Source organism: Mycolicibacterium pallens (assembly GCF_019456675.1).
Taxonomy (GTDB): Bacteria; Actinomycetota; Actinomycetes; order Mycobacteriales; family Mycobacteriaceae; genus Mycobacterium; species Mycobacterium crocinum.
Map to the genome: position 1 here is coordinate 874,969 of NZ_CP080333.1, position 25,510 is coordinate 900,478.

Consider the following 25,510-nt stretch of genomic DNA (forward strand, 5'->3'; position numbering starts at 1 on the left):
GACAGCGCTGCTGGAATCGGTCAAGAGAAAGTGCTTAGACTCCACAGTTGCGGGTACTCCGTGGCACTCGCAGAGTTCCAAACCCAGGAGTGTTCATGCCACCTCGCCGTAAACCGGATCAGTCCGCACCCAAGCGCATCAGCCCGACCGGGAACGCCAACGGTGAAGCAGACATCGATCCGCGGGCCCAGTCCGGGAGGTATCTGACCACCGCACAGGGGGTACGGTTGCCGGATACCGACCACTCGCTCAAGGCGGGTGCTCGGGGTCCGTCGCTCCTCGAGGACTTCCATCTTCGCGAGAAGATCACCCACTTCGACCATGAGCGCATCCCGGAGCGCGTCGTCCACGCGCGTGGGGCGGCGGCTCACGGGATCTTCGAGTCGTACGGTACCGCCGCATCGGTCACCAAGGCCGGCTTCCTGAGCCGGAAGGGCAAGAAGACTCAAGCGTTCTGCCGGTTCTCCACCGTGCTCGGTTCACGCGGGTCCGCCGACACGGTCCGCGACACCCGGGGTTTCGCGGTCAAGTTCTACACCGACGAGGGCAATTTCGACTTGGTCGGCAACAACATGCCGGTGTTCTTCATCCAGGACGGCATCAAGTTCCCCGACATCGTCCACGCCGGCAAGCCGCACCCGGACCGCGAAATTCCGCAGGCTCAATCGGCGCACGACACGTTTTGGGATTTCGTATCCCAGCACACTGAGGCCACTCATCACGTGTTCTGGAACATGAGTGATCGCGGCATACCCCGGTCGTATCGCACCATGGAAGGCTTTGGCGTACATACTTTTCGCCTGGTCAACAAGCGCGGCAAGACCAGCCTGGTCAAGTTCCATTGGAAGCCGGTAGCTGGTGTGCACTCGCTGGTGTGGGAGGAGGCACAGATCGCGGCGGGGTGCGACCCCGACTTCCACCGTCGCGACATGGCCGACGGGATCGAGGCAGGCGCGTTCCTGGAGTACGAACTCGGCATCCAAGTCATGCCCGACGACGGCTCCGACACCTTCGAGGGCATCGACCTCCTCGATCCCACCAAGTTCGTCCCGGAAGAGTTGGTACCGGTGCAGCTCATCGGCAAGCTCACGTTGAACCGCAATCCCACGAATTACTTCGCCGAGACCGAGCAGGTCGCCTTTCATACCGGAAACTTCGTGCCCGGTATCGAACCGACCAACGACCCGCTGATGCAGGCGCGCCTCTTCTCGTATCTGGACACGCAATTGACGCGGCTTGGCGGCCCCAACTTCACCCAGCTGCCGATCAATCGCCCGCACTGCCCGGTCAACGACATGTTGCGAGACGGTATGCACCAGAGCGCAATTCACACGGGTCTTGCGCCGTATCTGCCCAACAGCATCGACGACGGCGAGCCATTGGTCGCCGACGAAAGCGAGGGTGGATATGTGCCGACACCGCGGGCTGTCGACGGTCCGACGGTCCGCGCTCAGCCGTCCTCGTTCGACGATCACTTCACCCAAGCGGCGATGTTCTACCGAAGCCTGACCTACGTCGAGCAGGCCCACATCATCGAGGCGTTCACCTTCGAACTCGGCAAGTGCTACGAGCAAGCGATCAAGGAGCGCCAACTCGAGGTCCTCGCCAACGTCGACGCCGATCTGTGCAAGCAGGTGGCGATCGGGCTCGGCCTGCCCGCGCCGAAGGGCAACCCACCCAAAGACGTGTTCGAATCACCTGTGTTGTCTCAGGTGGTTGAGACGCCGGGCCCGATCGATGGCCGCAAGATCGGCATCATCGCGGGAGCCGACTCGGACCTGGCCGGCGTCAACAAATTGGTTGAGGCGATCCTGAAACTCGGTGCGACCCCTCTGGTCACCGCGCCGATCGGCGGCGTGCTCAAATCGGGACGGCGCAGTGTCATCGTCGAGCGGACGTTGCTGACGGCGCGGTCGATCGAATTCGACGCGGTGGTGGTCGCGGCGGGGACCAAACCGACGCAAGACATCAAGCTGGTGGTCCTACTGCAGGAGGCGTTCCGCCACTGTAAAGCGTTGGCGGCGTGGGGCGATGGGACGCAAGCGCTGGTGGCGGCGGGCATCGAACTCGACGCTCCGGGCGTGCTCGTCGCCGATGGTGTGAACAGGTCTTTCACCGATTCGCTAGCGAAAGCTGTCGGCCTGCATCGGGTCTGGGATCGGGCGGTCGATGTGATGGCGTCGGAGGTCGCGCCGGCGCGCTGACGGCGCTCAGCGGTTCTGAGGGTCGATGAACACCGGCGGAATCGTGTAGTCCTGCAGGGCCTTCTAGAGGTCGGCCTGGAGTTTGGCTGTCGTCTGCTCGAGAATTGTCAGTTCGCTCACGGTGTTGGCGGGTTCGATTGCGGCCTTGGCCCTTTCGATCGCCTGCGGGTCGCCGCCCTGCTCGGCTGCCCGCAACGCATCCACAAGCGGGGCGAGTTGAGCCCGCCGCGCTGCTCGATCGTTGGGGTCGAGGGGCGTGACGGCATTCCGGTTGTCCAGCAGCGTCAGCGCCGCATACAGATCACCGGTCACCGCTGCCCGGGTGACGGTGGGCGGGGCGGCCGGTGGCGCGGGGATGCTCGGGGCCGGCACTGTTTCCGGAGTCGGTTCGAAACCTTCCTCGATCGCGATCTCGTGGATGATCTGTTGTTCGCGAACCAGTACGTCGACTTCGGCGTCGGCGGCTTGCACGGCTTCGGGCGGCATCGCCGGATCGTTGTGGATGCGATCCACGCCTGCGGTCACCTCGGCCATGTCAGTGTCAACGCGGGCGACTTCGGCGGCCAATGTGGATTTCGTCGCGGGCGACAGACTGCCGGTCGGTTCCGAACCCAACTTGGATGTGCGTGACGACGAGTCTTTTCATGCTGTCCCCCGATCAGTGAAGCCAGCGGCAGCTTCCGTCGGCGCCCTGATTTGGTGAAACGGTCGCGCGGTCAACCTTTGATGCTTTGCATAAAGGGCCGTATCAGCGGCGTCTAGGTAGTCGCGGTGACGGCCGTTGTGATGGGTTGGTTGGGCAATGACGTGATCACCCATACGATCGCCGCAATAGCTAGCTGTGAAGTCACTGAAAGTTGCCAACTTCAGCTTGTGGGGCTTCAAATAAGTCTATTTTGTAGCGCGGTAATACCGTTTTCGCCTTGATGATTTTGATAGCGCCGGGCCGGTTAATGCGGATTCCACGAGGAGAATCGCTACGAAAGGGCGAACGATGGATGAAGAGGACGACCTTCTGCATCCTGTGGTCGCGGTCGGGCAGCTGACCACAGCGAACATCGAAAGTGTCCCGACGGGCACCACTGCTGAGGAGATCTCGCGGTCAGGCGCCGATTGGGTCGTACTTCGAGGTTCCGAGGGGGAGATTCTGGGGGTCATCAGGCCGGCGACCGCGGCCGAAGCCCCGCAGGATGAATCAATCGACTACCTTGCCCGCAGAACCGATTTTGCGATTGTGCCGGCCGACCTGGAACTCGGCAACTTGGGACGCCCAATCGCCGCGGAGGCGGTTGAGGTCGCCAGCTTAGTGATCGCAGTCGAACAGGATGAGCCGATCGGAGTCTGGGCGGGGCAGAGCCAATATATCTTGTTAGGCACCGACGTTAGCAAAATCACCCCGTCTGGAATCGTCATCGGTGAAAGCGCTACGGGACTTTGGGCTGAGGTAGCGGCCTCGAGCCTGATTGGGCCGGGTGACGGCGTCACACTCGATCCTGTTCCGGTCACGCCCTTTACTGCAGAATGCCAATACAGCGAAGACAACGCATCAAATGTGTGTGGATGGATCTGGTCATTTGTGTTCGCTCATTCGAGAGAGTGCGCGAACCCGCGGGGCTTTCAGCCCCATGATTTTGTACTGCCCGGTTGACAAATGGTCGGGGAAATCTTCGGTAAGGCCGCCGAAATCTTTGACCGCAGGACGGTCTTGGTCACGGGAGTGCCAGTAGCCGTTTTCTGGTTTGGTTTGGCTGCGCTCGCTGGCACAGTCGTCGGCTATGCGCGGATCCAACACGGGTTCGAAGGACTCGCTCTGGTCGCCAAAACATTCGTCGCGGCGGGTGTTGTTCCGTGGATCGTGTTGTGCGCCTTGATGGTGTCTTCACTTGAGGGAGTGATCTTTCGCCTTTATGCCGGGCACTGGAAGATTCCGTTACTGACGGCGAGGAGACTTCGCCACTATTCAGCGGTGCGTGAAGTACTCGTGAAGAAGACGACAAGTAAAGAGTTGGCCGATCGAGAACGGGCAGCGTACTCAGAACAGCTTCAACGCTGCTTTCCCATGACCGGTCTACCGGGTGACCTCAGGTCGACGTACTTGGGCAACATCCTGCGCGCCGCAGAAACATATCCCGCCGTTCGATACGGTATGGATGCTGCCTTCTGGTGGCCCAGACTCATCGCAGTGCTTCCTGAGACCGCCAGGTCCGACGTCTCGTCGGCTCGCGCGGCGCTGGCGCTACTACAGAACATTTCGTTGTTGGCCGCATCGTTCGCACTCTTGACCGTAGTGGCATGGATCGGTCTTGTAACGGCCCTGCCAGGTGGCTTCGGGGTGTTCCTGGTCGCCGCGGTCGGGGCGATCGTCGTCATGATCGTGGCGCTCGTCAGTGCGCGATGGCCGACGAGGTTATATGGCGATCTGCTGCGTTCCGATTTCGACGTCTTCCGCTCAACCTTGTTGGTGCAGTTGGGTTATGTGCGGCCGGATTCACTGAGCGAAGAGAGAGTGTTCTGGAAGAGTCTGAGGGAACTGCTCTATCAGGGCTACACCGACCCGCCAGGCCAAAAGGTGCTGAAAGCGTCTCGTGACCGCTTCATAAGGATCCCCCTCTCGGTCGACCTTGACGCGATCGCCCAGACAAGCGCGGCTGTTGGTCATGCAGCACGAAGGCTGGCCGTCGCAATGTGGGTCCTTGCCACCTTCACAGGCATCCTCATATTGACGACTGGTGCGCTGGTTGTCGTGACCGTCCTCCAGCCCTGACCGTGATACCGCACCCCCCGATCACTGAAGCTGGCGGCAGCTTAGCGTCGAGGCCCGGATCTGGTCCGCTTGTCGGCATACATCGCGGCGTCGGCGCGGGCCATCACGGCCTCGGCCAGGTCGGCACCGCCGACGACGGCTGTTCCACAACTCGCCCCGACCGTGAGGGGCCCGACGCTGGTGGTCATCTCCCCCTGCAAGATGCCGACCAGCCGATCGCGGAGGCTGAACGGGTCGGGTTGGGTTGAGGATTCGAGTAGGACGGCGAACTCGTCGCCGCCGATCCGCGCACCGAGGTCACCTTCGCGACTGTTTTCGGCGATGCGCTTGCCGATGATCTGCAGCACTTCGTCACCGACCGGGTGGCCATGGACATCGTTGATCGGCTTGAACCCGTCGAGGTCGATGTAGAGGACCACAGCAACCGGATTGCCACTGTTGGCGGCACCGGAAATCATGGACTCCAAGCTCGCTAGAAACGCCGCCCGGTTGGCCAGACCCGTGAGGGCGTCGACGGAGGCGGCATGGGCTTTCGCGTCCATCACGTTGGCGCGCGCCAACGCCTTGGCGATGAACTGGGCGAGCTGTTCGAGCAGGAGGACGTCGTCGTCGCTGAAAGCGTTGGGCTCGCCGCAGATGACCTTGAGGACGCCCTGGGTCCGGTTTCCGTCGACCAGGGGCACGACGATCATGGACCGGGCGTGCACCCGGCGGCAGGCCTCGAGATCGACGCGGGGATCGGTCTCGGTGTCGGTGGAGATGAGGATCTTGCCGGTCCGGACGCATTCGCCAGACATGCTGCCCGACATGGCCAGTCGCAGACCTTCGGTCCCGGCAAGGGAGCCGGCGGTAGTGGTGTAGACCATTTCACCGAACTCGGCGAGCTCGACCACCGCGCCTGGCGCGCCGGTCGCTTCGCAGGCCTGTTCCGCGACAATCTTCATCACCGCATCCGCGGTATCACCGGCGTCGTTGATGGCTTGCTGGACTTTGATGATCGTCTGCAAAGTCGCCACGGACAGGTCGCCCCCCACGGGCCGAATACTAGATGAATTCAATGCGCTGAGCAGGGGCAATCAACAATTCGCATAAGTGCGTTTACGCGTACACGTCCGCGTTACCCGCGCCGTGTGCTATACCCCTAGCAAACTAGCGTGCACGACAAATTCGGGGATGGGTGCTATGAGCCTGGGACAGCAGGGTCGCTATGTCGGTCGAGTCGGGGCGTTGGCCGTGGCTCTCGGGGTGGGCGGTTTGATCGTCGCATTGCCGGCAGTTGCCGGTGCCGACACCGGCTCCGCGGACTCGGGGAAGGCGACATCGTCGGCAGGCAAGCATGCCCCGCGCAACGCCGGCAAGCCCCGCGCCCAGAAGGCACCGACGTCGGCGCCGGCCAAGCCGGCCGCATCCGTCGCCGTGGCGAGCCGTAAGCCGCTCGACCGACTCGGCGGAGGCAACGATCCGCTGGCGCCGGTGACCGAGTCGCTGTCGTTCGCGGTGCTGGCCGTCACCCGCCGCGACGGCACTGCGGGGTCAGCACGGTCGGTCATCACCAATGGAACCGCTTCTGCCGCAGCCGCTTCGGTGCCCAGCGGCAGCGCAACCGCAACTGCCCCGTCGGCCGCGGGGGCTACCGCAGGGACGGCGCTGGGCACCGCGGTGCGCACCTTCATCGACACCCACCTGCCCGGGTGGAGCCCGATCGCCGATGAGTTGGCGCCGATCGTCGCCGATGGCATCCAGGACTTGTTGACCAACGGTGCCGTCAGCGCCGAGGTGCAGCGGTTGGTCACGAATGTGGCTATCCGCCAATTCGTTTCGGGGAAGATTTCGACCGCACTGAACACCTACCTCGGCGTGCCCGCGCCGGTCGGCACCGTCGTCGGCAACGCCGCGGTCAACTTCGCAGGCAACGTGCTCGGTAACGCCGGGGTGCAGGCCGCGCTCGACGTGATCGCCGCCGGGGTCAAACCGGACAGCGCGCAGGCCACCGCGATTCTGACGGCGGTAGGTGGGGGTGACATTGCGCCACTTGCGAATTACCTCAAGTCGGTCATCACCACCTCCAACGATGAGATCGCAACCTTCCTGAGCAACTCGGCGGTGCGGGTCGCGCTCGCGTCCGGGGTGTCCGGTGCGGTCGTCGACCTGACGAGCGGTGGGGTCATCCCGATGTGGCTCGGTAGCGTCGTCGACGGTTGGGTGACGTCGGCGCTCGGTGACAGTGCCACCGCGACCGCGGTCGGCAACGCGCTGGGTGCGGCCGTGCAGGGCTTGCTGACCAATACCAAGGCGGTGCAGGCGCTGGCCGTGGTCGCCGGCGGGGCAGTCACGAACCTCTTGTCTGCGCCGGGCGTGCCCGCCGCACTGGCCGACTACATCACGCAGTTCGGTACCGCCCTTCTGGCGGGGGACAACTGGATCGATGCGCTCGATGTCGCTTGGCAAGGGCTGCAGGGTAATTCGGCGTTCCTGTCGGCGCTCGGGCCCACGGCGGGCAGCGTGGTGTCGGCGCTGGCCACCAATGTCGATGTGGTTGCAGCGCTTGCGTCGACCGCCAAGCAACTGGTCATCAGCCTGGCGGCTGACGAAGGATTCCGCACGGTCGTCGGCGAGTTGTTCGGCCCCCAATACGGTCCCACGCTGGTCGAAGCGCTGTCCGATCCGAAGTCCGCGGCTCAACTCGGTGCAACAGCCGGTTCGGTGATCACCGGCTTCCTCGCTCAGGACGGCGTGGCCGAGGCGTTGTCGGCCGCCACGGAGCAGATCGTCGCGGCTCTGTTCGCCGGCGTCTCGCCGGGCGACGTGCTGCAGGGGGCGGTGCAGTCGCTGGCATCGAATCCCGCATTGGTCGCGGCCTTCAACGCGATCGTGCCGGACGCCTTGCAGTCGGTGCTGAAGGCTCCCGCGGTGCGGGACGTGATTAGCACCGTCGCGCAGGGTGTCCTCGCGCAGTTGATCGATCAGACGCCGCTGAGCAACACCGTCCTGGATCCGGTCGTGAGCCAGGTGGCGAAAGCGGCGGTGGACGCATTCGTGGCGAACCCGGCCGCGCAAAACCTGATCGGTGACCTCGCCGGTGACCTGCTCAACGGAACGCCGCCGGCCGACGTGGTGCAGACCGTGATCTCCAAGGTCGTGACCAGCCCGGCGCTGCAGATTGCGCTCGGGCAATCGCTGGGGCAGGCCTTCGGGGCGCTCCTCGGCGACAACCCGATCGCCTACGCCGTGGGCCAGCTGGCCGGAATCGGCACAGCGGTCTTCTTGGTGTTGGGCTTCGGCGCGGCGAATCTCTTCGGTCTCACCGGTGGCCTGACGGCGGCCAACAGCGTGCCCAGTGGCAGCTCGTATCTGCTCATTCCCGTGTCGGTGGTGTGACGGGCCGCCATACTGATCCTCCAGCAAAGTGCTAGACAAGGGCATTGCGAAGAGGGGAGCGGATTCATGATCACCACTGCAAAGTCTCGGTCGGCCATCTCCGGCGTTCTGGTCGCCGGTGCTGCCGCCACCGGTGTGCTGGCGGCAGCCGCGCTGGGCTCGGCACCGTCAGCCAACGCCAGCTGTGCGTCGTTCTTCGGTCTCGGCAACAGTGCCGACTGCAGCAGCACGCCGCTGAGCATCGCGATCGCCGTCGGCAGCGGCGCGACCGCGCACGCCAGCGGATTGTTCGGCGGAGCCTTCGCGCTCGGGACCAACTCTGCCGCCACGACCGGTGATGCGTTCACCTTCGCCACCGCGGCCGGTGACGGATCGGTCGCGACCGCCGACGGCTTGTTCGGCATCGCAACGCAGCTCGGGCCGAATGGTGCGGCGATCACCAAAGGCTCGGGGATGTTCGGCAACCTCGGGTTCAACATCGCAACGAACATCACCCCGCTCAACTCGGCGGCGAACGGCAGCACCGTCACCGCCGGTGGCGCCGGGGGCGGCGGAAACATCGCCACCAACCTCTTCGGCGGGGCGACGGCCGCCAACAGCATGAACGTCACCTCGCATGGCTTCTTCAACATCGCGACCAACGTGGGCGGCCGCGACAACATCATCGAATCCGGCGACGCCGCAAACAGTTCCATTATCAACCTGGCCACCAACCTCTTCGGCAGCAAGAACACGGTGAGTGCACAGGGCGGTATCTGGAACTGGGCGACCAATCTGCTCGGCGACACCAACACCGTCACGACCGTGGGCAGCCTGGTGAACACCGCGAGCAACCTCTTCGGCAGCAACAACACCGTGGAGACGACCGGTGGCTACGCGAACTGGGCCCGCAACATTCTCGGCAATGGCAACACCGTCACGATCACTGGCGGCTACGCGAACGCGGTCCGAAACCTGTTCGGCGGCGGCAATACCGTGACAGTGGCGGGTGGCGCCTATGGAAGCACCGCGCAGAACTGGTTCGGCACCAACAATGCCGTGACCGTTGCCGGAGGCATCTACAGCTCGGCCAGCAACTTCCTCGGTGGCAACGGCAATACGCTCTCGTCGACGACCGGATACAACAACTCGGTGGTGAATCTCGTCGGCAGCAACAACACGCTGTCCGCTGGTGGCGCTGGCAGCAACTACAACCTGACCTTCAATTCGTTGGGCAGCAACAACCAGGTGTCGTCGGGCGGCACTGGCGGGAACTTCACCGCGGGGTTCAACTTTGCGGGCGGCACCAACACCGTGACCGCGGGGCCGGGGCCGTTGGCGTTTGCCGGCACCATTTTCAACAACGGTGCAACCGTGACCAAACAGGGTCCGGGCATCGCGATCAACAACTTCCGCATCGGTGGCGCGCAGGCGACCGCAGGCACGAGCAGCAAGGCGCCCGCGGCGAAGGGTGACAGCGGCAAGAAGACCGCCAAGTCAGGGACCGGCGGAAGCGGCCGGAGGTAAAGCTACCGACCGGCTCAGCCCATCGGGCCGCCCATATCGTCAGGCATCGGTGCGTCGCAGCGGGCACGGAAGTCGGCGGCGGGCTGCCGCACGGCCTTGATCTGGTCGCGAACCTCAGGGTTAGCCTGCAGGTAATTGGCGACAGCGGTGCGCATCTCGTCGCGCGACTTGCCCTTGAGGCTGGTGAAGAACGCGTTCACGTCGGGGTGGGTGAACAGGTAGACCGACATGCCCGCGTTGACGCCGGACAGAACCTGGGTGAGGTCGCCAGCTGTACAGTTCGGTTCGTCGGCGGCGGCGGTTGCTGCGGTGCCGACGAGTGCGGCGCTGGCGATCAGTCCGGCGCCGATCAGGCTTCGAAACGACATTCGACTGCTCCTAACGATGAGGGTTGGACGGGTTAGCGGGGGCCGATGCCGGGCCGACCCGGTCGGATGGGCGGTGACGGCGGACGTACCGGCGGGCGGGGATTGAGGTCGATGTCGATGCCCCACGCGTCGTCGCAGTACCACGGATCAGCGCAGTAGCCGGGGTACGCCGGCCCGGCGACCGGTGGGGTCGGCCCGCCGCCGCGCACATCGCCCTGTGCGCAGACCGTCGCCGCGCCGTTGCCGGCGCAGTCAGCCACGGCGGGGGTTGCCTGCAGAAGGCTGCTCGGGACGAGTGTGGTGATCAATCCGAACGCCAAGTAGCAAGAAGCTTTTCGCATAGCGCCACCCCTATTCCCCACAGTTTCGCTCTGGGGATAGTACTACGCCGCGTCGTGCAAAAGCGCAAGAGCAAAGAATCAGAACGCGCCCGGGTCACCGGGTTCGGTCTCCAGCGCCTCGCGGTTGGTGACCAACAGCGTGACGAAGTACAGTCCACCGACGGCGAGCAGGCCGAGCACGACGAGGCCGGGAACCCTTGCGTCACTGGGTGATACGAGGACGAAGATCGAGAAGGCCACCCACACCAGCGCGGTATAGGCCACCGGCACCTCGAACCGGCCGAGGCTGAACCCGCCTTCTTTGGTGTTGAGGCGCTTGCGCACGCAGAGATAGAGCACGACGATCCCGCCATAGAGGAGGGCGGGCACAATCGTCGACGCGACGATCAACTGCAGCAGGGCATCACCGGGTAGGACGACCATCAAGACCACCCCGATCACCAGAATCAGGATCGTAGCGGGCACCGGTGTATTGGTCCGAGGGCTGACCTTGCGCATCAGTGTGTGGGCGGGAAAGCGCGCGTCGCGGGCCATGGCGAACGCCTGCCGCGAGCACGCGGCGATCATCACCATGCCCGCGCCGAACATCGCAAATGTGATGCCCGTCAACAGAACTCGTTCGACGACCGGGCCGAGCTGAGCTCGAATGATGGCGGCTACCGGTGATCCGCTGTTGGTCACCGCCGGAATGTCCTTGATCGCCACGGTGAGGACGATGACGAACAGCAGACCGATGGTCGCCGACGCGACCACCGAGGAGACGATTGCACGCGGCACGGTGCGAAACGGATCCTTGGCCTCCTCAGCGAGATTCGCCGCGGAGTCGAAGCCGACGAGCGTCGTCAGCCCCATGATCATCCCGGCCGTCAGGCCCCCGCCGATCGCGAAGTAATTCGGGGCGCCCGCCGAGACACCCTGCGAGACAAGGTTGTCGGGAGTGCCGGAACCCGAGAACACCATGACCGCACCGAGGCCGAGGATCAGCACAGCCAAGATCACCAGCTCGAGCCCCACCGTGGTGGAGGTGACCTTGCCGAGCAATGTGGTGGACGCGATGACGAGTACTGCCTCTGCGAGCATCAACGCCAACGTGATCAACCGGGCGGCACCTTCGTCGGGCGCCATCCCGAGCAGTGGCATGAGCGCCTGGCTGGCCAGGGCGCTATTCATCGCGACCACCCCAATGGCGAGGAACCAGAACGTCAGCCAGCCGAAGAACCAGCCCACTTTCGGATTGGCCAGCCGCGACGCCCACTGATAGGACGAGCCGGTGAGCGCGATGCGGGCGGCGAACTGCGCCACCACCAGAGCAACGAGCGTCTGTCCGATTGCGGCAACGATCCACAACCAGATGCCCACCGGCCCTGAGTAATTGAGGACGGCACCGTAGGTGGCGAAGATGGCGACGAGCACGGAGATGAACGCGAACGAGATCGCGAACACCTGGAACCCGCCGAGCGTTCGCTTCAGCTCGGGCTGATAACCCGAATGCCGGAGTTCCTCGTCGGTGGAGTCAACGGTCATTGCGGCACCGGGCCTTCCTCGAAGTCATGGCAACGATAAGGGAGAAGATGGCATTCGGGCGGCGGCTTGAGCAGTATCCACACCGCGAAGGCCGACGCGAGCAGCAGACCCGAACCAATACCGGCGGCTGCGGCCAACCCGTCGGCGAACCCGTCCTTGCTCGCCGTCAGCAGGGCGTGCCCCTGTTCGCGGGACACGGTGGCGATGACGCTGCCGAGCAGCGCGATGCCCAGTGCTGTGCCCAGCTCGTAGGCGGTCTCGGAGATACCCGCTGCGGCACCGGCACGCTCGGGCGGGACGCTGGTGATGATGAGGTCGTTGGCCACGGTGAAGGCCAACCCGAGGCCGGCGCCGATCACGAACAGGGCGATGCCCAGCGGCAGATACGGAGTCGTCGGACTGATGAATGTCAGCGAGGCCAGCGCCGCACCGATCAGCGCGAGCGCGGTCGCGAGGACGGCGCGCGGCGACCAGTGCCGCACCGCGACTCCGGCCAGCACCCCGAACACCGTCGCGGCCAGTGCGGCGGGCAATTCGGCGAGCCCGGCCTGCAACGGGCTGTAGCCGTTGACCACTTGGAAGAACTGCGACAGGAAGAACAGCACCCCGGACAGGCCGAGGATTGACAGCAGGTTGGCGGCGATGACGCCGGAGAATGCGCGGTTGGCGAACAGGCGGACGTCGATCAAGGGGTAAGGGCTCTTGAGTTGTCGTCGCACGAAGAGAATCAGCGCCGTCGCGCCGGTGACACCGGCGACCACGACGTCGGCGTGCAGGCCTTGGGCCGCAGCTTGTTTGGTGGCGTAGACGACGCCGAGGATGGCGACCAGTGAGAGACCGACGCCGATCGGATCCCACGGGCCCGGCGTCGGATTGCGCAGTTCGGGCAGCAGGAGCCAGCCGCCGATCACGAGCACGATGACCACGGGAACGTTGATCAGGAACACCGCACCCCACCAGAAGTGCTCCAGGCATAGCCCGCCGATCACCGGTCCCAAGGCGGTGCCAGCCGAGAACACCGATGCCCAAATGCCCACGGCGACAGAGCGTTCGCGTGGGTTGTCGAAGACGCCACGGATCAGCGCCAGGGTCGATGGCGCCAGGCTCGCACCCGCGACGCCCAGCAGCGCGCGGGCAGCGATCAACATTCCCGCCGTCGGTGCGTAGGCCGCTGCCAACGACGCGACGGCGAAACCGGTGGCGCTGCAGAGCAATAGCTTCTTGTGTCCGATACGGTCACCGAGGCTGCCCATGTTGACGAGCAGCCCGGCGAGTACGAACGAGTAGATGTCGCCGATCCAGAGGATCTGGGTGGCCGTCATCCCGAGATCACGACCGAACGTCGGCGCGGCGACGGCCAGGGCCGTGCCGTCCACTCCGATGAGCAGCACGCCCAGGCTGAGCACACCCAGTGCGAGCCAGCGGTGGGTCATGTCTTACTCGTGGCAGAACACGTCGACGTAGGCGGTTTCGAATGCGTCGCGGTTCTGGCCGCCGTGATGCTCGTGGCGGTCCTGGTGCACCGAGATCACCGAGCAGTTCTCCATCGGGGCGTTGCCGGTCTTGTTGACGACCACCCGCATCCCTTGGTCCTGCAGCTGGGTCAGCGTGTCGCTGGCCGAGACGGTGCCACCGTCGGTCTGGGGGGTTTCGGCGGCGGCGTGGCCGGCCAGCCCGACCGCGAGGGCGGCCAGGACCGGGGCGGCGAGGGTGGCGAGCGCGAGCTTGGCGGCGGTGGCGTTGATCATGCTCATGACGCTATGGCGCGCGGGCACCTCACATCATCGGTCGAACAGTGCGTTTGTGCAGCGTGGCTATGGTGCAAATGATGTAGGTCGGACCTTGTTTTCGTGGGCCCAGGCGGCGGCTGCGGTGCGCGAGGAGACGCCGAGTTTGACGTAGATGTTGGCCAGGTGTCGGCCGACGGTTTTCTCGCTGATGAAGAGCTGCTTGCCGAGGTCACGGTTGGAGGCGCCGGCGGCGATGCCGGCCAGCACCTCGAGCTCTCGCTTGGTCAGGCCGCCGGGTGCTGGGGTGCTGGCCTGGCTCGGGGCAGCGCCGAGCTGTTGGTAGATGGCTTGGGCATTGGCGGTATCAGCTTCTGCTGCTTCAGCATTGCCACTGCCCGTGTGTGCCAGTGACAGCCACTCGTATACCTGGGCCATTTCGTAGCGGCACTGGGTCGCGCGGTAGCGGCGCAAGGCGTCTTGCAGAACGGGGAGCGCTTCGGTGTGGTGGCCTTGCTTAACCAGGACGGCGCCGCGGGCATGGCGCCCCCAGGCGCGGAAGCCGGGGGAGTCGAACTTTTCGGCACCGGCTTCGAGTTCGGTGCAGTAGCGGTCGGCTTCGTCGACTTTGCCTCGGGCCAAGGCGATTTCGACGGCGGCGGGCAGCAGCCGGAGCCGGTTGATCTCGTCCTGCTCAGCGTCCATCCGCATGCGCAGGTCGGTGGCGGCGGCGTCGGCCTCACCGAGCTGGCACCTTAAGAGGGCCTCGCCGGGTTGCGGGTCCTTGTTGTGTTCCCGGGCTTGTTTGAAGGCTTGGCGGGCGCCGTCGGCGTCGCCTTTGCGGCGGCGGATCTCGCCGAGTTCGCAGTAGCCCTTGCCCGCTGTGCCGGGGAAGTCACCCATGGCGGCGATGGCGTCGACGAGGCGCTGCTCCACCTCAGTCAGGGTTTTGGTGGCGCTGTGTAGGTCCATCTTGTGGACCTCGCAGGTGGTGCCGTACCAGGAGGCGGTGACTTTGGGGCCTTTGCGCCAGACCTCCATGGCTTCGAACCAGGTCTTCATGCGGTTGAGGTCGGCGAGGCGATGGCATTCGTGGATGACGGCGCAGTAGATGTCGCCGGCCCAGTCGACGGGAACCTGGTCGGCCAGCACCGGCATCATCGCCTCGTCGAGTTGGGCGAAGGCTTCGCTGGTGCGGGCGAACGGCAGCATGGTGACGCCACTGGCGGTGGAGCACAGCGCGTTGAAGCCAGGGTCGTTCAGTCTGTCCGTGACTTCTTGGAGCTGCTCGGCGAGGTCTTTGGCGACGTCGTTGCGGGCCTCGTCGATGGCGACGAGGGAGTCGACGTAGAGCAGATAGGCCAGGATGCGGTCGTCGGGCTGCTTGTCGTGCAGGCGGCGGGCGCGGTTGATCCAGACGCGGGTGATGGTGAGGTCGCCGCCGTTGAACCATTGCAGGGCAACCTCGACGGCTTTCATGGCGGCGCCGTGGGTGTCGTTGGCGGCGTTGAGGCGGTTAAACGCCTGCTCAGAGAGCTGCATGGAGTGCCGGCCGTAGCCGAGGCGCCAAGCGGCGAGGCCGTAGCTGGACAGGTCGTCGGTGGTGATTTCGTCGGATTCTTGGGCGCGGGTGAAGTGGTCGTAGGCGGTGCGCCAGTCGCCTGCTAAGTAGGCGGTGCGTGCGGCCTCGAGTTCGCTGGAATTCGCCATGGTGATCGGCGTTAACGGTAACGCGGGTAGTGGCGATGTACTGGCTGAACAGCGCGGGTTGTCGGTGAACGATTGGTTTGCGACGACTCTCGCGCTGCGGGTTCGCAGGTTGTCGGCATACTGTTGACAGCTGTCGAGGTTGGGTGAGGAGTTGTTCATGCGCGCAGGCCGTGTCGTTGTAGGCGCCGTCGTGGGCTGCCTTGCGTTGGCTAGTGCACCTATTGCGTCTGCGGCCGACGATCTGATGAGCGGCAGCTACACCGTGAAGGGTCCGAACGAGATCATCGATACCTGGACCATCTCGAACCTGTGCAATGTGATCGAGACAGGCTGCCTGGCCAACGTGACCTCGCCGCTGATTACGGGGCAGGCCGTCTACCAAGGCGCTCACACCTGGATGATGCGCGTCGTGGGCCAGGTGCCGGTGTGTCCGGACCGGTCCAAGACCAAGGGTGCGATGGTCTTCACGTGGAACACCCAGACGCTGTCGGGTCAGGTGACTGAGATCCAGCAGGGTAATTGCGTGATGACCCGGCCCGGGCAGTCGGTGGTTCCGATTACGTTGGTGGCTGCTTAGGGGTTTGGCGTCCCCTCACTGTTCAGTTTCGCCGGTTTGTAAGCATTGGACAATTGCCTCGACTATTGCGGCGGGATCGTCGTGCTCCCAGAATCTCAGAACCGTCCACCCTCGCTGCCGCAGGAGATCGTCGACGCGCCGATCTCGCTCTTGATTACCCTCGAGTTTTGCTTTCCACCAAGCCCGATTCGACTTGGGTTCGGTGCCGTGGACGGGGCATCCATGCCAAAAGCAGCCGTCGAGGAAAACCACCACTCGGCGGCCTGACCATACGATGTCACCACGGAAGGCATGATCGGGCAATAGCCTGCGGTTGACCCTGTAGCGATAGCCTCGGGCGTGCAGTGCCCGCCGCACTCGGAGCTCGATCTTGGTCCCAGTCGTTTTCTGGGCACGCATTTGTCGTCGAACAATGTCGGTTGGCGGATGCAACGGGACCGGCGCGGAGGGTGTGTCAGGCCCGACCCGTTGGCTTGGCCGATTAGACGGCGAGCCTCGACCGAGCGTCACACCACTACTTTAGTCTGGCCGCATGAGTGAGCAGGTGACGGAAATTTCGACACCAAACTACGCGGTGAAGCAGGTTCGAGGCCCGTTCGTGGAACTGCCCGACCATCCGGGCCACACTGCTTCTGAGAAGGAACTTGTTGCGCTGTGCAACGACCTTCGGTCCCACGGCGTGCCGCTCGCAGCCGACTTGTTCAGCGGGGCTGGGGGCATGAGCCTCGGGCTGGAAGACGCCGGCTTCAGAGTCGTACTCGGAGTCGATCATTATCGGTTTGCCGTCGAGACTCATCGCCACCACTTCGCGGGTATGTCCGTGGAAGAGGATATGGCGGATCCGGAGACGATCCAGCGAGTCGCGAAGATACTGAAACGCAACAAGGTTGACCTGCTAGCCGGTGGTCCCCCATGTCAGCCATTCTCGCGAGCGGGTCGCTCAATGATCCGTCATCGGGTGATGACCGGCGCAGCCGATCCACACGACGAACGTCGCGATTTGTGGCGGTCGTTCTTGGAGGTAGTGCAGCTGGCTCGACCGCGGGCTGTGATGATGGAGAACGTTCCCGATATGGCGCTGGACCGAGAGATGTTCATCTTGCGCAGCATGACCGAAGAGCTTGAACAGCTTGGGTATTCGGTATCGGCACGGGTCATAGAGAGTTGGCGCTACGGCGCACCTCAAATGAGGCAGCGCCTATTGTTCGTGGCTCTGCGCGACGGGTTAGCGTTCAGCTGGCCGCAGGAATCCGAGAAGCGTGTGACGTTGTGGAATGCAATCGGTGACATGCCCGAAGTTGAGGGGGGATGGCGGCCGGATGGTGGAGCGTTCGGATGGGCGGACTACGCCGGCCCGCGTACCGAGTACCAGACGTGGATGCGGCGGAGAGTGTCCGCGGAAGATACCGAGAAGTTGTTCGACCACATCACCAGGCCGGTTCGCGAGGATGACCGGGCTGCCTTCGAGTCGATGACGCATAAGACGAAATACACCGATCTCGCACCGGAATTTCAGCGCTATCGGAAGGACATCTTCGACGACAAGTACAAAAAGCTAGATGAGAACGACCTGTCACGGACCATCACCGCGCACATTGCAAAGGACGGCTACTGGTATATCCACCCGCGACAAGCGCGCACCCTCACGGTGAGGGAGGCGGCGCGGATCCAAACCTTCCCCGATGACTTCCGATTTGCAGGGCCACCGTCCGTGGCGTTCAAACAGATCGGCAACGCGGTACCTCCGCTAGTCGGCCAAGTTATCGGTGAGGCCGTCCAAGCCGCGCTGCGCGAAGCGACTAAGACCAGGCTCTCGACTCGGAAGACTTCGATGGAGCTGGCTCGCTGGTTCCGGAAGCAGCACCTTATTCCTTCGATGCCGTGGTTGACCACGACTAATCGCTGGAAATTCGTGCTCGGCGAGATGCTGTTGGACCGCGCTACGCCCACAGTCGTGAACGCGGTGTGGCGGGTAATCGACACCGGTACGCATGAATTGCAGCCGGGCCTTCTGCCGGATGCCGCCGCGCTCGATCTACTCGGCGAGTTGATGTCGGGAGTTGGGCGTGGGCAACGGGTCTCGGCGGTTCGTCAGCTCGTTGAACAGATGGCGGCAGCGCCCGATGCCCTGTGGCAACCGACAATCGAACGTGGTGCACTGCCTGCCATCTCGCCTGCGCTGGCTGATCTTGTCGAGCTTGCGTTGCCTGTGACCGTCGGAGACGGAGAAAGTGAGGAACCCGTCCTCATCACCAAAGGTGTTCTGCGCGTGGCGAGCAGGTTCCAGGGTAACGACGCCGACAAGCGAAACGTCCAGACTGATGGGCGTATCGCGGTCGCGAGCATGATCGGCTTCAGCGAACACTCCCGACCCGCCCACCTGGGCTTAATTGCGCTCGCTAATGAGATCTGCGTCGTGGACCGCCCGCGCTGCAGCGGCTGTCCGTTGCGGCGATGGTGTGCGTCCGCGCTTGTTTAGAAGCCGAGGCCGCGCGCGAGTTCAGGGTGCTGGTCCCGGATTATGCCCATGATTTTTTTAAAACCCTCGTAGTCCCCTGATTGGATGGCGGCCGACTTCAGCGCCAATCCAACTTCGGACAGTGGCCCACTCATTGGGGCCTTATCCTCGCGCTCAACCACATCATCGTCTGGGTCCGCGTCGACGGTGTCGGCATTTTGGCGCCGGTAGACCCGGTCAGCCAGGATGCAAAGCTCGCTGACGGGTCGGTCGAGCATCTGCTTGAGCTGTGCGGGAACGGATACGCGCATCTTCGCAACGTTGATGTTGAAGACTTCGTCGAGCGTACTCGTAAAATCGAGGCTCGCCCGCGCAAGTTTGGTGTGTTCGTCGATACCTCGGGTGCCGGCCCAACTACCCCATTGCACCAGCCGATTTTCGCGATAGACATATAGCCCCTGCTGACGGTTCCAGTTGAGCGGGCCCGCCGCGCTTTCGAACGCGTCGACAGAACTAAATGTCCTCTTGCCAGGGAGGATGTACCGACGCAGTTGCACCGCTCCGACGCCGGCGGCGCTTTCGAGTTCAAATCGTTGAGTGGCCAACTGCTGGGTCCCCGGTTCATGCCGAACGAAGGGGTCCCACGCCTGCACCTTGTCGCCATTCACGCGGATAGTTATCCGCGGCGCCTTGTTCTCACCGGTGAGGAAACGGTGAAACACCATCGCCAAATGCCGTTTGGTCTTGTCGACCAAGACCTCGAAACGCCGCTTGGCCCACCCTCCTTCGGCTCCAGAAGCTGGTAACACGCGGTCAAGGTTTTGCCACACGACGACTGTGCCGGTGCCGGCCCCGAGCATTTCTTCGCTACGCGCGACGGCTTGATCATGGGGATACTCGGCAAGGACCCAGTCGTCGAATTCTGCGATGAGATCCAAGTCGAGCGCTCGCCAGATTGCGCGTTTTCGGTCGGCCGGTCGTGAGACAACCGTGACGCGCCGCGCTTGGGACAGGGACGCTGTCTTGAGACCAAGCCCGTATCGTCCTAGGTCACCGGATCCGTACCCGCGTCGGCTGCCGAATCGGAGCGCTTCGGTCATTCCGCGCGCGTTCAGACCGGAGCCGTTATCTGCGATGAAGACCTTGGAGTCAGGCCCGGCGAACTCGATCTCGACCGCGACGTCGCTCGCCCCAGCTGAGATGCTGTTGTCGATGAGATCCGCGACGGCACTGACGAAGTCGTAGCCGATGTCGCGCAGCGAGGAGGTAAGCCTAGCTGCTGAGGGGGCCGCACTGGAAAGTTTCATTGAACCAACGCTCCGGGAACAGTTCTGTACTTAGGGATAAGTTAAGCAGCACGGTCTGACAAATTGCGGCCGACTCGCGGCCCGCAAGCCCCGAGGTCCAAGTTCCCTACGTTCTGTCGCCAGAAGATGTCACGTGCGAACGAACTTCCGTTTCGAGTCCTCTCGATACAGGGGATGTCTCGCACAACCGAGGCGCTCCGTCGCGGGAGTGGACGGACCGCGAGCCACGTTAGACCACGATGAGAGCCGGCCGTGAAGGCCGTGGTTTACCTCTGGAAAGCAGGCTCAAGTACGTACACTGCGAGCTGTGAAATTGGGGGTGATTTCCCGGCCAGAACTCGACATCGTCCGGGTAGCGGGTGGACTGAGGAACCACGACAGGGGAGGCCGCGGAAAGGGTTTGCTGTCGGACATGACGGCTCCCTGTTTTAAGGCCGAGCTCGACCCGAGCAAATCGTGGAGTCACCGTGCGTGACATCGAAGTACCACCTGAACCTCAGCTAATGGAATCGATGCGTGCGGTCGGCTATACCCTTCAAACTGCCATAGCCGACATCGTCGATAACTCAATCTCCGCGAACGCAGCGAAGGTCGAGATCTTTTTTAACAGCGCTGTGGCCGATCATTTGGCAATCATTGATGACGGTGACGGTATGACCGCGGAGGAAGTTAGATGCGCAATGCGTCTCGCGGGCCGGGGCGCAAAAGCGCCTCGGGGCGCGACTGATCTAGGTCGCTTCGGTTTGGGTTTGAAGACAGCGTCGCTTTCCCAATGCCGCACGTTGACCGTTGTGTCGCGAAAAGGTGGAAACGTCTGTGGCTATACCTGGAGTCTGGACCACCTGGCGGCCGTAGGCCGGTGGGCTCTGATCGAGTTGTCAAATGCCGAGATTGAGGAGTTGCCTCGCGTGTCCCCCTTTCTCTCAAAAGAGAAAGGGACCATGGTGCTCTGGCGTGACCTGGACTATCTCGCAGATGCTCGCGGTATGGATCAGGCGTCTCTAGACGAGGCGTTGATCGAAACCCGTAACCACTTGGCCTTGGTGTTTCACCGCTATCTGGATGGCGAACACGGCCGTCCGTTTTCTATCGAAATCAACGGGAAACGTCCAGAAAAGATCGATCCCTTTCTGAAGGATCGTCGAGCGACCCAAGTCGGGCCGGCAGAATCGTTCTACGTCGACGGACAGGTAGTCACTGCGCACCCGTTCACGTTGCCATTCATCACAAAATTGACTGAGACGGATCGGCGGCGAGCCGGTATCACAACGACGCTTCGGGAAAGCCAAGGCTTCTACATATACCGCCAGATGCGGCTTGTTATTTGGGGAACTTGGTTCAGCATTCTCCCGAAACAGGATGTGGGTCGTCTGGCGCGAGTGTTGGTGGACGTGCCCAACACCCTTGATCACCTATGGGCTTTGGATATCAAAAAGTCCGCCGCCGTCCCACCACCCGCGATCAAGCGCGAGTTGCGGAGGATTGTCAACCGCATCATCGAGCCGAGCCGCAAGGCGCACACGTATCGGGGCCGTGCAGCTTCGGGCGATCCACTGACGCGTGTTTGGACACTCATCGAAGAGCGAGAAGGCTTTCGATACTCGATCAATCGTGAGCATCCTCTTATTAAAGCGATCGGGGATGAGGTCGATGGGCCGGCGGCGGTCGACATCAGTCGGGCGCTACAGCTGATCGAAGTCACCTTCCCCATTCATGACGCCTACAACAGACTCGGCGCAGACCAGGTTCCAATCAATGACGGTGCCGATTATCAGGAATTGCTTTCGCTAGCCCGGCGCCTGTGGGCCGTGCAACGCGAGGAAGGGAGCAGCCCCGAAGACTTCGCTTCGAAACTGCAATACGTGGAGCCATTCAGCGGGGCCAGTAATCCGATCGGCATACTTACGGAAGCGACAAAAGATGACGTCTGACAACGCGGACGAGGTCAAGCGGCAGCTGCAAGAACTCGAAGCAATCGTTACCTCCTTGCTTGGCAATGCAAATCACTCGGAGGAAGCACTCCGGTCGACGGTAGAAAAGTACCGGGCGATCACCGCTTCGCTGGCGTCTGACGCGGACTGCGAAGAGCTGACCCGCCGCTTGATTGCTCGACTGAGCATCGATGTTGAACGCGGCGTGGCCGTTTATGCCGAGGACTACAAGCCTTGGCTCGCGGACAGGCGCAGAGACATCGTATGGTCGCGGTGGCTTACCTACAAGCAATACCTGATCAATGCCAAGTGGCCACCCCGCGTGGTGGAGAAGCTCGATGAATTAACCGACCAAATCTTGGATTTCGCGGGCAACCCGAATATCGAAGGAGGTTGGGCTCGGCGTGGTCTGGTTTTGGGTGACGTTCAATCCGGAAAGACAGCCTCGTACTTGGCACTCTTCAATAAGGCCGCGGACGCCGGCTACCGCCTCATCATCGTGCTCGCAGGTCATACTGAATACCTGCGCCAGCAGACTCAGCGGCGCGTAGACGAAGGCTTCATCGGTCGCGATACGTCACGTAACGCCAATCGAGCGGGTACCACGACAACCCAGCGTCTTATCGGCGTAGGTGGGATCAATAAGCAGATCGCTAACCCGCAAGGAATGACAACAGCGGCACGTGATTTCACCAAATCCAGTCGTGAGGCCACGAGCATAACAATCGATTCAAAAGCTTCGGCGCCCTACGTTTTTGTAGTCAAGAAAAACAAGAGCGTGCTGTTGGCTCTGTCTCAGTGGCTCGACGAGCAGCCGAAGACCGCTGGTCAACTGGATGTACCACTTCTGCTGCTCGACGACGAGTCTGATTATGCGTCTGTCAATACCAAGGAGGAAGATAATCCAACTGCGATTAACGATGCAATCCGCGGCATACTCGCCCAATTCCTGCGAAGTTCGTACATCGCCTTCACTGCAACGCCTTTCGCGAATATCTTTATCGATTGCGACAATACAGATGACCTCTTTCCGCGAGATTTCATCTACGCGCTGGAATCGCCTACCAACTACGTCGGCGCGGAGGCAACGTTTGGATCGACGGGGGGCGAAAACACAGCCAACGTCATCGAATTGGATGACGTTGAAGAGTGGATACCCCTTAAACACAAGTCAGGTCATCCGGTAGACGGAATCCCGCCGAGTCTGGTAGATGCCGTCCGTGCGTTCTTCATCGCAAACGCAGTCCGCGACCTGCGAGGACAGAACGAAGCTCGCTCGATGCTGATAAATGTTAGTCGGTTCAAGCGGGTTCAGCGCCAAGTCTTCGACTTGGTTGAGGCCGAGGTAGCGAGGATTAAGACCGCGATCGAGCTCTACTCTGTTCTTCATGCACGCGGTGAATTGAATGAGGAACTCACCATGCTCGAGGGAGTCTATCAGTCGGTCTATCCCGACTGCGAGTTCCCTTGGCCAACGGTACTTTCCGCGCTGACTTCTGCCGTCTCTGATATTCGCGTCCAGCTCTTCAACTCCGACAAGGACCGTCAGCTTGCTGAAGAAGAGGTTATTTGGGATCGCCCTCGGCGCTTGATCGCAGTTGGTGGCGACGTCCTAAGCCGAGGACTAACCCTGGACGGGTTGAGTACGAGTTACTTTTGGCGCCGCACTCAGGCGTCCGACACGCTGCTTCAGATGGCTCGCTGGTTCGGATACAGAGATGGGTACCACGACCTCTGTCGGCTGTGGATTGATCCGTCGGTCGCTGCGGACTACCGGTTCGTGGCCGATTCGGTGGCAGAGCTGAGGCGCGATCTGCGTGCCATGTTCGATCAGAAGCTGACGCCGTCTGACTTCGGCCTAGCTGTACGCAAGCACCCAGGTGCGCTACTTGTCACGGCGAAGAACAAGATGAAGGCTGCCGAAACCCGCACGGCGATAATTTCTTTGATCGGAAAGCGGATTGAGACTGTCAAACTACCCGCTGACGCGGAGACCTTGAGGGCCAACTTCCAGGCGTTCGAAGAGTTCTTGGAAGTCATCGACAATCGTGAGTACAGACATGGCGATACGCCTCGAGGATACCGATGGTGGCAAGGTGTTCCTAAGGCGCTGATTGCAGACTTCCTCGACGCATTTAAGGCGCACAGCACTGATGAGTTGTTCTCCCAAGCTGCCATTAGCAAATTTGTGCGGACGAACGGTATCGACGGATTTCGTCAGTGGGATGTCGTTCTAGTGAACGGTGGCCCAGCATCAACGCCGCTGTCGATGGGTGATGTCACATTCAGGCCACCGCAGCGAAGTTTTATTCAAGGCCAAGCAGATGAGCTACGGCTGGGGGGCAAGAGTGCTCGCCTCGCCGGCGCGGACGACCTGACAAACGTGATGGACAGCGATGTCGTTTCTCAGGTGCGTTCCGAGTTTGTTCAGAAGCAGCCCGGCAAGGCGGTCCCAGAGACCGAGTACTACCCGAAACTTGATCGACCCGCACTGCTCATTTATGCGTTGCGGCCGGCTGGAGAACCAGCGGCGATTCAAGTCGCGAAGACACCAGCTGAGCACGCAGCCAAGGCAATCCAAGATGCCGGTGTGTTGGTAGTCGCTCTCAAGCTTGCCTTCCCCGGTGATTCGTTGCGGGGCGACAATACTGGGGACGTCCAGTATGTGATCAACTCTGTCGCGTTGCGTACTTGGTTCCCGGACTTCGACGATCTGGTCAGCGAAGAGGACGTTGATGACTAACGAATTCATCGAGTCTTGGCTTCGGCTGGTGAAAGATGAACCCGGCCGCCAGATCGAAGTCGACGACACGCATCCGCTGAGACTCTTCTATGGAAGCGACCAGGGCGGTCGTCCACTCTTTTTCGTCGTCTCTGAAGCTAAGCCGGGTTTGGTGACACTCTCTGACGCAGTAGTTGTCGACCGTGGGGTTCGGAAAATCGATGGCCGATGGACACTTTCACTGACCTTGAGGGACCGACGATTTGTCGATGCATTCATGCGCTTGGGCGACGACTTGGTGGACAGTTCGAGGCTGGGGCGAAACGAGTCCCATGCCCTCCAGCTGCTCGCCCGCGCGGTCGAGCAGTGGAAAGAGCTGTTCAAGTACGGTGCGGGCCAGCGTCTCTCGTTGTCTGCAATTAGGGGGTTGTTCGGTGAACTGTGGTTCGGCTTCTACCGCATTGCTAGTTGGGTCCCACCATCACTGGTGGTACGCGCGTGGAGCGGCCCATTTGGAAGTCCGCAAGACTTCAACCTTCCGTCGAGAGAATCATACGAGGTCAAGACAATTCATGCTGATTCCACACATGTACGGATTTCCTCCGCGGAACAGTTAGATATATCCTTCGGCTCTCTTGAGCTCGCCGTTGTGACGATCACTGAGGTCGAATCATCGGAGCCGACTGCCGCATCACTGCCGGTTCTGGTGCGTCAGATTGAGGCGATGCTGACGGATAATATCGGTGGCGTTGACGAATTGCGTGCGAGAATAAGATCACTCGGTGTCGATGTCGACGACTCGTACTACGACGACTACTGGTTTCGAGTTGATGAATGTTCCGTCTATAGGGTGGACGGCTCATTCCCGTCGATCCGGCGGTCGGCCCTCGATGCGACTATAGACAACGTGCACTACGATATTGCGCTTTACGGCATAAGAGACTATCGATCTTCTTCTTGGCAGAGTGGTGGACCGACCCAGCAGTGAGAGTG

20 protein-coding genes are annotated in these 25,510 nt (G+C 62.2%); 10 read left to right on the forward strand and 10 right to left on the reverse strand.

Translation table 11 applies throughout. The features are described from left to right. Positions 1-95: 95 nt before the first annotated feature. Positions 96-2,204, forward strand: coding sequence for a catalase (locus K0O64_RS04160; protein WP_071950094.1), 2,109 nt, complete (start codon positions 96-98; stop codon positions 2,202-2,204). A gap of 63 nt (positions 2,205-2,267) precedes the next feature. Here K0O64_RS04160 and K0O64_RS04165 read toward each other — a convergent pair whose 3' ends face one another. Next, positions 2,268-2,729: a hypothetical protein gene (locus K0O64_RS04165; RefSeq protein WP_125477383.1), complete on the reverse strand. Its 462-nt coding sequence runs from the start codon at positions 2,727-2,729 to the stop codon at positions 2,268-2,270. A gap of 469 nt (positions 2,730-3,198) precedes the next feature. Here K0O64_RS04165 and K0O64_RS04170 point away from each other — a divergent pair, with 469 nt between their 5' ends. Beyond that, positions 3,199-3,852 (forward strand): hypothetical protein, encoded by a 654-nt coding sequence (locus K0O64_RS04170; protein ID WP_220046082.1) that lies wholly within the window; start codon positions 3,199-3,201, stop codon positions 3,850-3,852. Positions 3,853-3,855: 3 nt separating this feature from the next. Further along, positions 3,856-4,968 carry a hypothetical protein gene (locus K0O64_RS04175; RefSeq protein ID WP_220046083.1) on the forward strand — a complete coding sequence of 371 codons (1,113 nt, stop codon included), beginning with the start codon at positions 3,856-3,858 and terminating at the stop codon, positions 4,966-4,968. 41 nt (positions 4,969-5,009) lie between these two features. On the opposite strand, the gene K0O64_RS04180 is transcribed toward K0O64_RS04175, so the two are convergent. Then, entirely contained in the window at positions 5,010-6,002 is a 993-nt protein-coding gene (locus K0O64_RS04180) for a GGDEF domain-containing protein (RefSeq protein ID WP_071947628.1), read from the reverse strand. A 148-nt stretch (positions 6,003-6,150) separates the two neighbouring features. On the opposite strand from K0O64_RS04180, the gene K0O64_RS04185 reads away from it, so the two are divergent. Continuing rightward, on the forward strand, positions 6,151-8,346 hold the full coding sequence (locus K0O64_RS04185) for a hypothetical protein (protein ID WP_220046084.1): 2,196 nt from the start codon (positions 6,151-6,153) through the stop codon (positions 8,344-8,346). A 66-nt stretch (positions 8,347-8,412) separates the two neighbouring features. Beyond that, positions 8,413-9,852, forward strand: coding sequence for a beta strand repeat-containing protein (locus K0O64_RS04190; RefSeq protein ID WP_071947626.1), 1,440 nt, complete (start codon positions 8,413-8,415; stop codon positions 9,850-9,852). Between the two features lie 14 nt (positions 9,853-9,866). Here the strand turns inward: K0O64_RS04190 and K0O64_RS04195 are convergent, their stop codons facing one another. From K0O64_RS04195 to K0O64_RS30215, 6 genes are all read right to left on the reverse strand, one after another. Beyond that, entirely contained in the window at positions 9,867-10,220 is a 354-nt protein-coding gene (locus K0O64_RS04195; RefSeq protein ID WP_071947625.1) for a heme-binding protein, read from the reverse strand. Between the two features lie 32 nt (positions 10,221-10,252). Continuing rightward, complete coding sequence (locus tag K0O64_RS04200; RefSeq protein WP_220046085.1) at positions 10,253-10,561, reverse strand: hypothetical protein; 309 nt, start codon at positions 10,559-10,561, stop codon at positions 10,253-10,255. Between the two features lie 78 nt (positions 10,562-10,639). Then, entirely contained in the window at positions 10,640-12,085 is a 1,446-nt protein-coding gene (locus K0O64_RS04205) for an APC family permease (RefSeq protein WP_220046086.1), read from the reverse strand. Beyond that, positions 12,082-13,518 carry an MFS transporter gene (locus K0O64_RS04210; RefSeq protein ID WP_220046087.1) on the reverse strand — a complete coding sequence of 479 codons (1,437 nt, stop codon included), beginning with the start codon at positions 13,516-13,518 and terminating at the stop codon, positions 12,082-12,084. The genes K0O64_RS04205 and K0O64_RS04210 overlap by 4 nt, the downstream gene beginning before the upstream one ends. A 3-nt stretch (positions 13,519-13,521) precedes the next feature. Continuing rightward, a complete protein-coding gene (locus tag K0O64_RS04215) occupies positions 13,522-13,833 on the reverse strand; it encodes a hypothetical protein (RefSeq protein WP_225933617.1) in 312 nt (103 codons plus the stop codon). A 66-nt stretch (positions 13,834-13,899) separates the two neighbouring features. After that, positions 13,900-15,522 (reverse strand): helix-turn-helix transcriptional regulator, encoded by a 1,623-nt coding sequence (locus K0O64_RS30215; RefSeq protein WP_275085015.1) that lies wholly within the window; start codon positions 15,520-15,522, stop codon positions 13,900-13,902. A 157-nt stretch (positions 15,523-15,679) separates the two neighbouring features. Here K0O64_RS30215 and K0O64_RS04225 point away from each other — a divergent pair, with 157 nt between their 5' ends. Continuing rightward, positions 15,680-16,099 (forward strand): hypothetical protein, encoded by a 420-nt coding sequence (locus K0O64_RS04225; protein ID WP_125477385.1) that lies wholly within the window; start codon positions 15,680-15,682, stop codon positions 16,097-16,099. Between the two features lie 15 nt (positions 16,100-16,114). Here the strand turns inward: K0O64_RS04225 and K0O64_RS04230 are convergent, their stop codons facing one another. Continuing rightward, complete coding sequence (locus tag K0O64_RS04230; RefSeq protein ID WP_220046088.1) at positions 16,115-16,498, reverse strand: very short patch repair endonuclease; 384 nt, start codon at positions 16,496-16,498, stop codon at positions 16,115-16,117. A 133-nt stretch (positions 16,499-16,631) separates the two neighbouring features. On the opposite strand from K0O64_RS04230, the gene K0O64_RS04235 reads away from it, so the two are divergent. Next, positions 16,632-18,578 carry a DNA cytosine methyltransferase gene (locus K0O64_RS04235; protein WP_220046089.1) on the forward strand — a complete coding sequence of 649 codons (1,947 nt, stop codon included), beginning with the start codon at positions 16,632-16,634 and terminating at the stop codon, positions 18,576-18,578. Here the strand turns inward: K0O64_RS04235 and K0O64_RS04240 are convergent. After that, positions 18,575-19,864, reverse strand: coding sequence for an ATP-binding protein (locus tag K0O64_RS04240; RefSeq protein ID WP_220046090.1), 1,290 nt, complete (start codon positions 19,862-19,864; stop codon positions 18,575-18,577). The genes K0O64_RS04235 and K0O64_RS04240 overlap by 4 nt on opposite strands. Before the next feature lie 467 nt (positions 19,865-20,331). Between K0O64_RS04240 and K0O64_RS04245 the strand changes: the two genes are divergently transcribed. Genes K0O64_RS04245 through K0O64_RS04255 form a run of 3 tightly spaced genes read left to right on the forward strand, consistent with a single transcriptional unit; the run spans position 20,332 to position 25,505 of the window. Then, positions 20,332-21,795: an ATP-binding protein gene (locus K0O64_RS04245; RefSeq protein ID WP_220046091.1), complete on the forward strand. Its 1,464-nt coding sequence runs from the start codon at positions 20,332-20,334 to the stop codon at positions 21,793-21,795. Further along, complete coding sequence (locus K0O64_RS04250) at positions 21,785-24,538, forward strand: Z1 domain-containing protein (RefSeq protein WP_220046092.1); 2,754 nt, start codon at positions 21,785-21,787, stop codon at positions 24,536-24,538. Before K0O64_RS04245 ends, K0O64_RS04250 begins: the two co-directional genes overlap by 11 nt. After that, positions 24,531-25,505: a PD-(D/E)XK motif protein gene (locus K0O64_RS04255; RefSeq protein WP_220046093.1), complete on the forward strand. Its 975-nt coding sequence runs from the start codon at positions 24,531-24,533 to the stop codon at positions 25,503-25,505. The genes K0O64_RS04250 and K0O64_RS04255 overlap by 8 nt, the downstream gene beginning before the upstream one ends. Positions 25,506-25,510 lie beyond the last annotated feature (5 nt).